14 protein-coding genes are annotated in these 13,188 nt (G+C 60.5%); 5 read left to right on the top strand and 9 right to left on the bottom strand.

The features are described from left to right. Window positions 1-58 precede the first annotated feature (58 nt). The 5 genes from B3N48_RS18820 to B3N48_RS18800 all read right to left on the bottom strand — a co-directional run bounded on the left by B3N48_RS18820 (window position 59) and on the right by B3N48_RS18800 (window position 3,068). Complete coding sequence (locus B3N48_RS18820; protein WP_296186337.1) at window positions 59-499, bottom strand: hypothetical protein; 441 nt, start codon at window positions 497-499, stop codon at window positions 59-61. 234 nt (window positions 500-733) lie between these two features. Further along, on the bottom strand, window positions 734-1,447 hold the full coding sequence (gene trmB / locus B3N48_RS18815) for a tRNA (guanosine(46)-N7)-methyltransferase TrmB (RefSeq protein WP_296186519.1): 714 nt from the start codon (window positions 1,445-1,447) through the stop codon (window positions 734-736). Window positions 1,448-1,502: 55 nt separating this feature from the next. Further along, the gene (locus B3N48_RS18810) at window positions 1,503-2,297 is read right to left on the bottom strand and encodes a thiazole synthase (RefSeq protein ID WP_296186336.1); all 795 of its coding nucleotides are present in this window, start codon (window positions 2,295-2,297) and stop codon (window positions 1,503-1,505) included. Between the two features lie 61 nt (window positions 2,298-2,358). Continuing rightward, the gene (gene thiS, locus B3N48_RS18805; protein WP_296186335.1) at window positions 2,359-2,559 is read right to left on the bottom strand and encodes a sulfur carrier protein ThiS; all 201 of its coding nucleotides are present in this window, start codon (window positions 2,557-2,559) and stop codon (window positions 2,359-2,361) included. 125 nt (window positions 2,560-2,684) lie between these two features. Next, window positions 2,685-3,068 (bottom strand): DUF423 domain-containing protein, encoded by a 384-nt coding sequence (locus tag B3N48_RS18800; protein ID WP_296186334.1) that lies wholly within the window; start codon window positions 3,066-3,068, stop codon window positions 2,685-2,687. Between the two features lie 79 nt (window positions 3,069-3,147). On the opposite strand from B3N48_RS18800, the gene mtgA reads away from it, so the two are divergent. Beyond that, window positions 3,148-3,858, top strand: a complete 711-nt coding sequence (mtgA, locus tag B3N48_RS18795; protein WP_296186333.1) for a monofunctional biosynthetic peptidoglycan transglycosylase — start codon at window positions 3,148-3,150, stop codon at window positions 3,856-3,858. Between the two features lie 183 nt (window positions 3,859-4,041). On the opposite strand, the gene rpoH is transcribed toward mtgA, so the two are convergent. From rpoH to ftsY, 4 genes are all read right to left on the bottom strand, one after another. Next, a complete protein-coding gene (gene rpoH / locus B3N48_RS18790; RefSeq protein WP_296186332.1) occupies window positions 4,042-4,896 on the bottom strand; it encodes an RNA polymerase sigma factor RpoH in 855 nt (284 codons plus the stop codon). Between the two features lie 140 nt (window positions 4,897-5,036). Continuing rightward, window positions 5,037-6,062 (bottom strand): permease-like cell division protein FtsX, encoded by a 1,026-nt coding sequence (gene ftsX, locus B3N48_RS18785; RefSeq protein WP_296186331.1) that lies wholly within the window; start codon window positions 6,060-6,062, stop codon window positions 5,037-5,039. Continuing rightward, window positions 6,059-6,730: a cell division ATP-binding protein FtsE gene (gene ftsE / locus B3N48_RS18780; RefSeq protein WP_296186329.1), complete on the bottom strand. Its 672-nt coding sequence runs from the start codon at window positions 6,728-6,730 to the stop codon at window positions 6,059-6,061. Before ftsE ends, ftsX begins: the two co-directional genes overlap by 4 nt. Further along, a complete protein-coding gene (gene ftsY / locus B3N48_RS18775) occupies window positions 6,727-8,274 on the bottom strand; it encodes a signal recognition particle-docking protein FtsY (RefSeq protein WP_296186327.1) in 1,548 nt (515 codons plus the stop codon). The genes ftsE and ftsY overlap by 4 nt, the downstream gene beginning before the upstream one ends. A gap of 294 nt (window positions 8,275-8,568) precedes the next feature. Between ftsY and B3N48_RS18770 the strand changes: the two genes are divergently transcribed. From B3N48_RS18770 to B3N48_RS18755, 4 genes are read left to right on the top strand one after another with little or no spacing between them, the layout of a single operon-like run. Continuing rightward, the gene (locus tag B3N48_RS18770; protein WP_296186324.1) at window positions 8,569-9,921 is read left to right on the top strand and encodes a M16 family metallopeptidase; all 1,353 of its coding nucleotides are present in this window, start codon (window positions 8,569-8,571) and stop codon (window positions 9,919-9,921) included. Continuing rightward, the gene (locus B3N48_RS18765; RefSeq protein WP_296186322.1) at window positions 9,918-11,414 is read left to right on the top strand and encodes a M16 family metallopeptidase; all 1,497 of its coding nucleotides are present in this window, start codon (window positions 9,918-9,920) and stop codon (window positions 11,412-11,414) included. Before B3N48_RS18770 ends, B3N48_RS18765 begins: the two co-directional genes overlap by 4 nt. Beyond that, on the top strand, window positions 11,414-12,034 hold the full coding sequence (gene rsmD / locus B3N48_RS18760; protein WP_296186318.1) for a 16S rRNA (guanine(966)-N(2))-methyltransferase RsmD: 621 nt from the start codon (window positions 11,414-11,416) through the stop codon (window positions 12,032-12,034). Before B3N48_RS18765 ends, rsmD begins: the two co-directional genes overlap by 1 nt. Continuing rightward, window positions 12,018-13,022: a hydrolase gene (locus B3N48_RS18755; protein WP_296186316.1), complete on the top strand. Its 1,005-nt coding sequence runs from the start codon at window positions 12,018-12,020 to the stop codon at window positions 13,020-13,022. The genes rsmD and B3N48_RS18755 overlap by 17 nt, the downstream gene beginning before the upstream one ends. Window positions 13,023-13,188: the final 166 nt, after the last annotated feature.

Genomic DNA, 13,188 nt, shown 5'->3' with positions numbered 1-13,188 from the left:
CTGAAACCGGGGTGAGAGAGGGCCGCGCGCCCGGTTGCACAGGAGCGCGGCCGAGTCATCAGCGGATGCTCTGGATGCTGCCTTTGTTACCGGTCACTTTCACGTTCACCTGCTTGAAGATGAAGTAATCGTTGACCGTCACCTCGTAGCGCGGCGCGACGATGAGGTCGGCACCGGACGACTTCACGGCCTTGTAGGCCGCTGCAGCCTTGGCGTTGGACACCGGATCCGGCAGCGGCAGACCCATCCCGCCACCTGCGGCAGCGCCATAGGAAACACCGTCAGCGAATTGAGTGTCGCCACCGATGTTCAGCCAGCCGAACAGCACATTGGTAGACGACTCGCCACTGATGGTCTCGCCGACTTTCACATCTGCTTTCAGATCGGTTTTCACCTCACCTGACAGCGACGCGCTTGGCTGACTTACGTTGTAGCTGACGCAGCCACTAGTAGTCGCAATCAGCGCGGCAACTGCGGTCATTTGCCAGAACTTTTTCATCGTTACTCCCTGTTTCCGTTCATTGATCAATGCAACGGCGGGAATATATCGATGGGCAGTCACCAAATATGTCAGACGCTTCCGAAGAAAGAGTGGGTTTGGTCTCGGAACCCTACACCGCTATCAGAAAAGCATACCGACTGACTCGACGGCCGCTGGAAGGAGCAAGAATCACCAGAAGAGCTACCGAAATAATCGGCAGCTCTTGATGGCAAAGGGAAGTGGCGTGAGGGATTAAACGAGCTTTTGAAACTTCAGATCCCACACCCCATGCCCTAAACGCTCGCCGCGGCGTTCGAACTTGGTGATGGGCCGTTCCGCAGGGCGCGGAACGCATTTGCCGTCTTCGGCCAGGTTGCGATAGCCGGGCGCGACGTTCATCACTTCCAACATGTATTCAGCGTACGGTTCCCAGTCGGTGGCCATGTGCAGAACGCCGCCCGGCTTGAGCTTGGTGCGCACCAGTTCAGCGAATTCGGCCTGCACGATGCGACGCTTGTGATGGCGCGCCTTATGCCAAGGGTCGGGGAAAAACAGCATCAGGCGATCGAGGCTATTGTCAGCAATGCAGCGGTTGAGCACTTCGATCGCATCGCAATCGTAAACCCGCACGTTGGTGAGGCCTTGGGTCAATACGCCATTGAGCAGCGCACCGACACCGGGACGATGCACCTCAACGCCAATGAAGTCCTGCTCAGGCGCGGCAGCCGCCATCTCCAGCAACGAATGGCCCATGCCGAAGCCGATTTCCAGCGTGCGCGGCGCCGAGCGGCCAAACACCTGATCGAAATCGACCGGTGCATCGGCCAGCGGCAGCACGAACAGCGGCCGGCCCTGATCGAGCCCGCGCTGCTGGCCTTCAGTCATGCGACCGGCACGCATCACGAAGCTTTTGATGCGCCGATGATGGCTGTCATCGCCCTGGGCTTTGCCGTCTTCGTCGTTCATCACTTCGTCGTCCGGAAGTGGGTCGGGCGTTTGCGAATCAATCATCAACAGGCTCTTACTTGATCAGACCATCCAGCGGCGAGGACGCGCTGGCATAGAGTTTCTTCGGCATGCGACCAGCCAGGTAGGCCATGCGGCCAGCCAGAATGGCGTGTTTCATGGCTTCAGCCATCAGGATCGGCTGCTGCGCGTGAGCGATGGCCGAGTTCATCAGCACCGCTTCGCAGCCCAGCTCCATGGCGATGGTGGCATCGGACGCCGTGCCGACACCGGCATCGACCAGCACCGGGACTTTCGATTCTTCGAGGATGATCTGCAGGTTGTACGGGTTACAGATCCCAAGGCCGGTGCCGATCAGGCCAGCCAGCGGCATGACCGCGCAGCAGCCGATTTCGGCCAGTTGCCGGGCGATGATCGGGTCATCGCTGGTGTACACCATCACGTCGAAGCCGTCCTTGACCAGCGTTTCCGCGGCCTTCAGGGTTTCGATCACGTTGGGAAACAGGGTTTTCTGGTCGGCCAGGACTTCCAGCTTGACCAGGTTATGACCGTCGAGCAGCTCGCGGGCCAAGCGGCAGGTGCGCACGGCTTCGATGGCGTCGTAGCAACCTGCGGTGTTCGGCAGGATGGTGTAGCGATCCGGCGGCAGCACGTCGAGCAGGTTCGGCTCGCCCGGGTTCTGACCCAGGTTGGTCCGGCGCACGGCAACCGTGACGATCTCTGCGCCCGAAGCTTCGATGGCCAGGCGGGTCTCTTCCATGTCTTTGTACTTGCCGGTGCCGACCAACAGGCGCGACTGGAAAGTACGACCGGCCACTGTAAACGGCTTGTCGCTACGAACATTGCTCATCGGAAATCCTCTTTACGGTTGAGGTTCTTGCAGTTCTTCTGGATCGAGATGACGGCGGGGCCTAGCCGCCGCCGATGGCATGCACCACTTCGACCTGATCGCCTTCGTTCAGCGCCGTGGATGCATGCTGACTGCGCGGGACGATGTCCAGATTCAGCTCGACCGCGATTCGACGTCCCGCCAGGTCCAGACGAGTCAGCAGTGCCGCGACGGTCTCGCCATCGGGCAATTCGTAGGATTCACCGTTCAACTGAATGCGCATGCGGAAAGCAGCCATCATTTTTAGGGGCGAGCATTCTAGCCCGATCGGCCGTCATGACCAAGGCAAAGCACCGCCATTCGTCTCACACCGGGGAGCAACGACTGCACCTATGAGAAATCGACCCCTTACAGCGTGTCGAGTCCCAGACGCCAGGCGAGCCAGCCAAGGATGAACCAGCCGATCAGGAAGCACAGGCCGCCAATCGGCGTGATGATCCCCAGCTTACTGACACCGGTGAGCGTCAGCAGGTACAGGCTGCCGGAGAACAGGAGAATGCCTAGCACGAAGGCGATACCGGCATAACTGACCAACCGCCCCTGGATCTGCGTCGCCAGGATCGCCACGCCGAAAATGGCCAGTGTGTGGATCAGCTGATACAGCACGCCTGTGTGAAAAATCGCGAGGTACTCAGGCGTCAGGCGGTTTTTCAGGCCATGGGCGGCAAATGCGCCAAGGGCGACGCCGGTGAATCCGAAGAAGGCGGCCAACATCAGAAAGGTTCGTAACATGTGAAGCTCCAGGCAAAGTCGTTCAATGGCGCGTGGTCTGTATAATGGCCCGCTCAACCGGTTCGGCCAAGCCATCCTTATGCTGCGTTTTCTTCTCCGTCGTGTCGCCAAAGGCCTGCTCTGGTTCGCAGCGGCCAGTGTTGTACTGGTTTTGATCTTTCGCTTCGTACCTCCCCCGTTCACCGCGCTGATGGTCGAGCGCAAGGTCGAATCCTGGTTCGATGGCCAGCCCATTGACCTGCAACGCGACTGGGCGCCGTGGGATAAGATTTCGGATGACCTCAAAGTCGCCGTCGTTGCCGGAGAAGATCAGAAGTTCGCCGAACACTGGGGTTTCGATATCGACGCCATTCAGGCCGCACTGGTTCATAACGAGCGCGGCGGTTCGATTCGTGGCGCCAGCACGCTCAGTCAGCAAGTGTCGAAGAACCTCTTCCTGTGGTCCGGTCGCAGCTACCTGCGCAAAGGGTTGGAGGCGTGGTTCACGGGGCTGATCGAAGTGTTGTGGTCCAAACAAAGGATTCTTGAGGTTTACGTCAACAGCGTGGAATGGGACGACGGCGTGTTCGGCGCTCAAGCAGCGGCGCAGCACCATTTCCACGTCAATGCCAACCAACTGTCGACCCAACAAGCGAGTTATCTCGCCGCCGTGCTGCCGAACCCTCGGGAATGGAGCGCCAGCCGGCCCAGCAGCTACGTGTCGCGGCGTGCGGGATGGATTCGCCAGCAGATGCGGCAACTGGGTGGGGATGAGTATCTGGTGGGGCTGAATCATCGGCGTGAGTGGTGAAGCTCACCGCAAATCAATGTGGGAGCCGGCTTGCTGGCGAAAGCGCTGGTTCAGGGGCGGGCTAGATGAATGACACACCGCACTCGCCAGCATGCCGACTCCCACAGGTCAGTGTCGACAGGATCCTGTCCACAAACAAAAACGCCCCGATCATTTCGGGGCGTTTTGCATTTCGGCTACCGCTTACGCAGCAATCGACAGCTTGAGCTTGTTCATCGCGCTCTTTTCGAGCTGACGGATACGCTCGGCTGAGACGTTATACTTTTCGGCCAGGTCGTGCAGCGTCGCTTTTTCTTCCGCCAGCCAACGCTGGTAAAGAATGTCGCGGCTGCGGTCGTCCAGCACGTTCAGCGCCTCGTGCAGGTTGGCGGCCGAGCTGTCAGTCCAGTCGGAATCTTCCAGCTGACGCGCCGGATCGTAACGATGATCTTCCAGGTAGTTGGCCGGGGACTGGAATGCGCTGTCGTCGTCGGCTTCAGCAGCCGGGTCGAACGCCATATCGTGACCGGTCAGACGGCTTTCCATCTCGCGCACCTCACGTGGCTCGACGCCAAGGCTCTCCGCCACGCGGTGCACTTCTTCATTGTTCAACCACGCCAGACGCTTCTTCTGGCTGCGCAGGTTGAAGAACAGCTTGCGTTGGGCCTTGGTGGTCGCGACCTTCACGATGCGCCAGTTGCGCAGAATGAACTCGTGAATCTCAGCCTTGATCCAGTGCACGGCGAACGACACCAGACGCACACCCATTTCAGGGTTGAAACGTTTGACGGCCTTCATCAGACCAACGTTACCTTCCTGGATCAGGTCCGCCTGAGCCAGTCCATAACCGGAATAACTGCGTGCGATATGCACGACAAAACGCAGGTGGGCGAGCACCATCTGCCGAGCCGCCCCTAAATCCTGCTCGTAATAGAGACTCTCGGCCAGTTCACGCTCCTGCTCGGGCGTCAGCAAAGGAATGCTGTTGACCGTGTGCACATAGGCTTCAAGGTTTGCACCCGGAACCAAGGCATAAGCAGGTTGCAAAGAATTGGTCATACGAAAAAACCTCCGACACATGACTCGTGCAGTTCAGCACTGCGAAAATTGACCGGGAACCGCGAGACAAGTTCCCTAAGCTGAAAAGTCAATAGATGAAACACAATTTACGCTAAAAAAAATGACCCTAACCTTAAAACTCAACGGGGTGCCAGCTCTCGCAAATGGCGTGCGACGGCAATCCACGCACCGATATACCCCAACAGCACGGCGCCAAGCAATAGGGAGAGACCATCGGCAACCGGCACACCGGCCAGTGCAAAATTGCTTCCATAAAGCCCGGCCAACCGGACCACTGCCTCATTGAGCCAGTCTAGGCCAAACGCCAACACACCCCATGAAAGAATGCCTGCACCGAAACCGTAAAGCGCACCCATATAAAGGAAGGGCCTGCGCACGTAGGCATCAGTGCCGCCCACCAGTTTAATGACTTCTATCTCCGTGCGGCGGTTCTCGATATGAAGACGGATGGTATTGCCTATCACCAATAACAATGCGACAACCAGCAGCACCGTCAGACCAAAAACGAAGCGATCGCCCAGTTTGAGAATCGCGGCAAGGCGCTCGACCCACACTAGATCCAACTGGGCCTGCTGGACTTTCGGCAGTTCAGCGAGGCGGCCACGTAATGCCTCCAGCGCAGGTTTGTCAACTTCCTGCGGGGTCACCAGCACGACGCCCGGCAAGGGGTTTTCAGGCAATTCTTTCAGTGCCTCGCCGAGGCCCGATTGCTGTTGGAACTCGTTCAACGCCTGATCGCGGGAAATGTACTCTGCTTCAGCAACGCCGGGCATGTCCTTGATCTGCGCGACCAGCCCTTGGCCTTCAGCGGGTGAAGCATTCAGTTGCAAATAGAGGGAAATCTGCGCCGCACGCTGCCAGGAGCCGCCCAGCCGCTCGACATTACTCAGCAGCAACGACAGCCCCATCGGCAGGCTCAACGCCACCGCCATCACCAGGCATGTAAAGAAGCTGCCGATGGGCTGCTTGCCAAGACGCCGCAGGCTGTCGGCCATGCTGGAACGATGGGCTTCAATCCACGCGTTGAACAACTGGCCAAAACTGGGGCCGTCGTCATCGTCATGTTTCTTTTTCTTCTGCGGGCCCGGCTCAGCGGCCTTGGGCGCTACGCGCTCGGAAACCTTTGGGCTGCGAGTGGCACTCATACGCCAGCCTCCCCGTCGCCGATCAGTCGGCCGCGTTGCAGGGTCAGCATGCGGTGGCGCATACGTGCGATCAGGGCCAAGTCGTGACTGGCGATCAGCACGCTGGTGCCCAGGCGGTTGATGTCTTCGAATACACCCATGATTTCCGCTGCCAGCCGTGGGTCGAGGTTACCGGTAGGTTCGTCCGCCAGCAGCAGCGCCGGGCGATGGACGATGGCGCGTGCGATACCGACGCGCTGTTGTTGACCGGTGGACAGGTCGCCGGGGTACAGCTCGGCTTTGTCGGACAGGGCCACGCGCTCCAATGCCGAATCGACGCGTTTGGTCACTTCGCCCTTGGACAGCCCCAGAATCTGGAGCGGCAACGCGACGTTATTGAACACTGTGCGATCGAACAGCAACTGGTGGTTCTGAAACACGACACCAATCTGTCGACGCAGAAACGGGATCTGCGCGGTGCTGATTTGCCCGAGATCCTGACCGGCCAGCAGCAGTTTGCCAGTGGTTGGACGCTCCATGGCCAGCAACAGCCGCAGCAGCGTGCTTTTCCCGGCGCCGGAGTGGCCGGTTACGAAGAGAAATTCGCCGCGACGCACTCGAAAGCTCAGCTCATGCAGGCCGACGTGTCCGTTCGGATAGCGTTTACCGACCTGTTCGAAACGAATCATGTGCGCTCCCGCTCGGCGAAGAGGGCCTGAACGAAGGGTTCGGCCTCGAATGTCCGCAAATCGTCGATGCCTTCACCGACGCCGATGTATCGGATTGGCAGCCCGAACTGCTTGGCCAGCGCAAAGATCACCCCGCCTTTGGCCGTGCCGTCCAGCTTGGTCAGTGCAAGACCCGTCAGGCTCACAGTCTGGTTGAACTGTTTGGCCTGATTGATGGCGTTCTGGCCAGTACCAGCATCGAGCACCAGCAACACCTCGTGAGGCGCGGCTTCATCCAGCTTGCCGATCACGCGGCGCACCTTTTTCAACTCTTCCATGAGATTGTCTTTGGTGTGCAGACGACCGGCGGTGTCGGCGATCAACACATCGATGCCACGGGCCTTGGCCGCTTGCACGGCGTCGTAGATGACCGAGGCCGAATCCGCGCCGGTGTGCTGGGCGATGACGGGGATTTTGTTGCGCTCGCCCCAGACCTGTAACTGCTCGACCGCCGCCGCGCGGAAAGTGTCGCCCGCCGCCAGCATGACTTTCTTGCCTTCGAGCTGAAGTTTCTTCGCCAGCTTGCCGATAGTGGTGGTTTTGCCGGCGCCGTTGACGCCGACCACCAGGATCACAAAAGGCTTGTGCTCTGAACCGATGACCAACGGCGCTTCGACCGGCTTGAGCATCTCCGTCAGTTCGTTTTGCAGCGATTTGTAGAGCGCGTCACTGTCGGTCAGTTGTTTGCGCGCCACTTTCTGAGTGAGGTTGCGCACGATCAATGACGTGGCTTCCACACCGACATCAGCGGTGAGCAAACGGGTTTCCAGCTCATCGAGCATGTCGTCATCGATAGCTTTTTTACCCAGAAACAGGCTGGCCATGCCTTCACCAAGACTGGCGCTGGTCTTGGACAAGCCCTGTTTAAGGCGGGCAAAGAAACCGGGTTGCTTGGCTTCCACTGCCGGAGCCTGAGGCTCAGGTGCGACAGGCGCTTGCGAGGTCTCGACCCGAGGGGCAACGGGCACGACGGGTACCGACACAGGATCAGGCGACCGCTGAGACAACGCAGGCAAATCATCGCCCGCGACTGGATCAGGCTCGGCAACAGGCGTGGGCTCGATCGGCGGCGGTCCGTCCACTGCGGCAGTTTCGATCACGGACGGCGAGACAAGCTCGCGAGCGCTGATGATTTCCGACTGCACATGTGAAGCGGTGTGAGCCGGTATCTCTGGAGTGATGTGGGGTTCCTGCTCATCCGTCAGCGCCACCGGCTCTTCGGCAACGGGCAGTTTTAGCCAAGGCTCACCGGCTGGCTGCTCGATAATCGGTGTCGGTGCTTCGAAAGCCGTGGCGACATGTGGCACAGCAGGCGGGATCGCCGGAGGGGTTTGCGGCTCGGCAGCAGGCGGCGTCGGCTCGACGACAGGCTCGGGCGCTGCGGCGGTTGAATCCTTGGGCGGCTCGGCAACGGCTTCCTGCGGCTTCTTGCGCAGCCATCCGAACAGGCCTTTTTTCTCGCCAGCCGGGGCTGGGGTCTTCTTGTCGTCGTTGGAACCAAACATGGAGGACGGCTATCTCAAGGTAGCGACGCGCCAGAGCGGCGCCTCTGAAAAATTCTGTATGCGAAACAGACTGCTTTTATGTCCGCTTGTTCATCTACTGGCCAGGCGCAGGACAATACCGAAATCGCTCCGTAGCGTGCAGCCACGTCCGCCGGAATCAGCTCAAGGCCCTTCACTTATCCGAAAACTCCTACATCTTAGTCGTGGTCGGCAAGCAAACTGGCCGCTATCCTAACACCCCCGGGCCCGCGGACGCTAAGTTCAAGCAGGCCGCTTCGAAGGTTCAAATAACGAATGAATGCTATTGCCCGCCGTGCCGCAGGCCTTCTGCTCGGCACATTGTGTTTGCCCCTTGCTGCTCTCGCCGCCGACCCTCAACCCACTTCCGAATTCACGCTGGATAACGGCCTGAAAGTCGTCGTGCGCGAAGATCATCGCGCGCCGGTCGTGGTGTCGCAGGTCTGGTACAAGGTGGGCTCCAGTTACGAGACGCCCGGCCAGACCGGCCTGTCCCACGCGCTGGAACACATGATGTTCAAGGGCAGCTCCAAAGCGGGGCCGGGCGAAGCGTCATTGATCCTGCGCGACCTCGGCGCCGAGGAAAACGCCTTCACCAGCGATGATTACACCGCGTACTACCAGGTGCTGGCTCGCGATCGCCTGAGCGTCGCCTTCGAACTGGAAGCCGACCGCATGGCCAGCTTGCGCCTGCCGCCTGAAGAATTCGCTCGCGAGATCGAAGTTATCAAGGAAGAACGCCGCCTGCGCACTGACGACAAGCCGAACGCCAAGGCCTATGAACGCTTCAAGGCCATGGCCTATCCGGCCAGTGGCTACCACACGCCAACCATCGGCTGGATGGCGGACCTCGACCGCATGAAGGTCGAAGAACTTCGCCACTGGTACGAGTCCTGGTACGTGCCGAACAACGCCACATTGGTCGTGGTGGGCGACGTGAAACCTGATGAGGTGAAGGCGCTGGCCGAACGCTTCTTCGGGCCAATTCCCCGCCGCGACGTGCCACCCTCAAAAAAACCGCTGGAACTGCCCGAGCCGGGCCTGCGCCAGATCACGGTGCACGTGGCAACACAGATGCCGAGTTTGATGTACGGCTTCAATGTGCCGAGCCTGTCTACCGCCACCGATCCGCAATCGGTCAACGCCCTGCGCCTGATTTCAGCACTGCTGGACGGGGGTTACAGCGCGCGCATCCCGACGCGTCTGGAGCGCGGCGAAGAACTCGTCACTGGCGCTTCTTCCGATTATGACGCCTACACCCGTGGCGACAGTCTGTTCACGATCAGCGCTACGCCGAACATGCAAAAGAAGAAAACCCTGGCCGACACCGAAGCCGGTATCTGGCGTTTGCTGGACGAACTGAAAAACAAGCCGCCGACCCAGGAAGAGCTTGAGCGGGTTCGGGCACAGGTCATCGCCGGTCTGGTGTACGAGCGCGACTCGATCACCAGTCAGGCCAGCACCATTGGCGAGCTGGAAACCGTGGGCTTGTCCTGGCGCCTGATCGACGGCGAGCTGGCTGCGTTGCAAAGCGTGACCCCGGAAGACATCCAGAAAGCCGCCCGCACCTATTTCACTCGCGAACGCCTGGCCGTCGCACACGTTCTGCCTGAGGAGAAAGCCCAATGACCCAGCGCAACGAAACACGCTTTGCGCGAACGCGGGCCCCTTCGATGCTACTGGCAGCGACCCTCGCGATCTTCAGCGTCGCCCCCGTCATGGCCGATACGCCCGCTGACGCGCCCAAGGCCATCGACAAGGCCGTCAACACACTCCAATCCCTGAAAGAACTCGACGGCAAGGCCCCGGCCCGTCGCTCGCTGAACATTCAGTCGTGGAACACGGCCGAAGGCGCCCGCGTCCTGTTCGTCGAGGCCCATGAATTACCGATGTTCGACATGCGCCTGCTGTTCGCCGCGGGCAGCAGTCAGGACGGCGCCACCCCAGGCATCGCGCTGGTCACCAACGCCATGCTCAACGAAGGCACCAAAGGCAAAAATGTCAGCGCCATCGCCGAAGGGTTCGAAGGGCTGGGGGCCGACTTCGGCAACGGCTCCTACCGCGACATGGCGTTGGTTTCCTTGCGCAGCCTGAGCGCACCCGACAAACGCGAACCCGCGCTGAAACTGTTCTCGGAAGTCGTGGGCAAGCCTACCTTCCCCGCGGACTCGTTGGCACGGATCAAGAACCAGCTTCTGGCCAGCTTCGAATACCAGAAACAGAACCCAGGCAAGCTGGCGGGCGACGAGCTGTTCAAGCGTTTGTATGGCGATCACCCTTACGGGCACCCGAGCATGGGCACTGCCAAGAGTATCACCCCGATCACGCTCGCACAGTTGAAAGCCTTCCACGCCAAGGCCTACGCGGCGGGTAATGCGGTAATCGCGCTGGTAGGCGACCTGTCCCGCGCAGACGCTGAAGCGGTCGCCGCTCAGGTGTCGGCATCGCTGCCAAAAGGCCCCGCACTGGCGAAGACAGTTGCGCCCACTGAGCCTAAAGCCGGCGAGACGCACATCGAGTTTCCGTCCAAACAGACACACCTGATGCTCGCCGAACTGGGTATCGACCGCGCCGACCCGGACTACGCCGCGCTATCGCTGGGCAACTCGATCCTCGGCGGTGGTGGCTTCGGCAGCCGTTTGATGACGGAAGTCCGCGAGAAGCGCGGCCTGACGTACGGCATTTCGTCAGGCTTCACGCCCATGCAAGCGCAGGGTCCGTTCATCATCGGCTTGCAAACCCGTGCCGAACTGAGCGAAAACACCCTCAAATTGGTCAAGGATGTGACCCGTGACTTCCTCGTCAACGGCCCGACCCAGAAAGAACTCGACGACGCCAAGCGCGAGCTCGCAGGCAGTTTCCCGCTGTCTACGGCCAGCAACTCCGCCATCGTTGGCCAACTCGGGGCCATCGGCTTCTATAATCTGCCTCTGAGCTACCTCGAAGACTTCATGACACAGTCTCAGAGCGTCACCGTCGAGCAAGTTAAAACGGTGATGAACAAGCATCTGAACGTGGACAAGCTGGTCATCGTGACCGCAGGCCCCACCGTTGCGCAGAAGCCTCTGCCGCCCCCTACTGATCGACCTGCCGAACAACCCCTCGGCGTTCCGGAGCACTAATGACCTCGACTTCCAAGCCGCCGCGTATTCATAAAGGGCACAAAGTCCATACGGGCCTCGGCCAACTGCGGATCATCGGCGGCGAATGGCGCAGTCGGCGTCTGAGCTTTCCTGACGCGCCGGGCCTGCGTCCGACGCCGGACCGGGTGCGCGAGACCCTGTTCAACTGGCTGGCGCCGTACATCGAAGGCGCCCGCGTGCTGGACCCGTTCGCAGGTAGCGGCGCGCTGTATCTCGAAGCCCTGTCCCGAGGTGCCAGCCTGGGCCTGGCGCTGGACACGAACGCTGCCGCCATCTCCAACCTGCGCGAGCATCTAGGCACGTTGCGCTGCACGGTGGGCCGCACCTCGACCAGCGACGCCTTGCGCTATCTCGAAACTCAACCCGCCGAACAGTTCGATGTGGTCTTCCTCGATCCACCGTTCCACCAGAATCTGCTGGCACCGGCCTGTGCGTTGCTCGAAGGGCGCCAGTGGCTGGCGGACAACGCGTGGATCTACACCGAAAGTGAAACCGCGCCGTCGACACTGGGCATGCCAGGCAACTGGCGCCTGCACCGGGAAAAGAAAGCCGGGCAGGTTTATTACGCGCTGTGGGAACGAAGTGCCGTCGTCAGCTGACAGCCGGTCCTTCGTTCCGGCGACCGGCCTGGGCAATCCCCACGTGCAAACCTTGTGGGGGCCGCTGTGGCGCAAAACTGTTCACCTGGACCGTCGTCGTGAACGCATCTGGCTCGAGGACGGCGATTTTCTCGACCTGGACTGGCACGGGCCTCACGACGCCAACGTGCCTGTGGTCATCGTGCTACATGGCCTGACCGGGTCGTCCAACTCGCCCTACGTCGCCGGCTTGCAGCGAGCGATGGAGAAACGTGGTTGGTCCAGCGTGGCGGTGAACTGGCGCGGTTGTTCGGGCGAGCCCAATCTGCTGCCACGCAGCTACCATTCGGGCGCCACAGAAGACCTTGCGGCAGTGATCGATCATCTGCGGGCGGCCCGTCCCCTCGCCCCGCTTTACGCGGTTGGCTACTCGCTTGGGGGCAATATTTTGCTCAAGTACCTCGGTGAGTCGGGGCTCGAAAGTCAGCTGCAGGGGGCGGCGGCGGTGTCCGTGCCATTTCGCCTGGATGAGTGCGCCGATCGCATCGGGCTGGGGTTTTCCAAGGTGTATCAGCGGCACTTCATGCGTGAGATGGTCGGGTACATCCGGGACAAGCAACGCCGTTTTCAACACGAAGGTATGGGCGACAGGCTGGCTGTACTGGCGGCGCTCGGCTCCCTGGATAACCTGCGCACATTCTGGGATTTCGACGGGAAGGTCACGGCGCCGCTGAACGGTTTTCTCGACGCCAAGGACTATTACCGAAAAGCGTCCAGTCGTTATTACCTCGGCGCCATTCGGACGCCCACGCTGCTGGTGCAGGCATTGGACGACCCCTTCGTCTTCCGCCGCAGTGTGCCAGAGCCGAGCGAGTTGTCTGACAGCACCCGGTTCGATTTCCAAGCCCGCGGCGGTCATGTGGGGTTCGTTGGAGGCACGATCAGAACGCCGACCTATTACCTGGAACAGCGGATTCCGGAATGGTTGGTGGACGTGCATGGGGCGTAAGTCTCTGCCCCATGCATTGAATGATTGACCGCCCTGCCCTCATCCCTTCGGCGTCTCCTACAGCGTGTGTGGTGTGGCGAATACGCCATTCGGCCTTGGACCACGGCCATTCAACGGGGGCGCCGGACCTGAGATCGAAGGAACCCTGTAGGACGCCGGAGGGACG

The organism is Pseudomonas sp. UBA1879 (assembly GCF_002338065.1).
GTDB lineage: Bacteria > Pseudomonadota > Gammaproteobacteria > Pseudomonadales > Pseudomonadaceae > Aquipseudomonas.
Note: the sequence above shows the minus strand (reverse complement) of the source record. Positions and strands in the feature narration are given on the sequence as shown.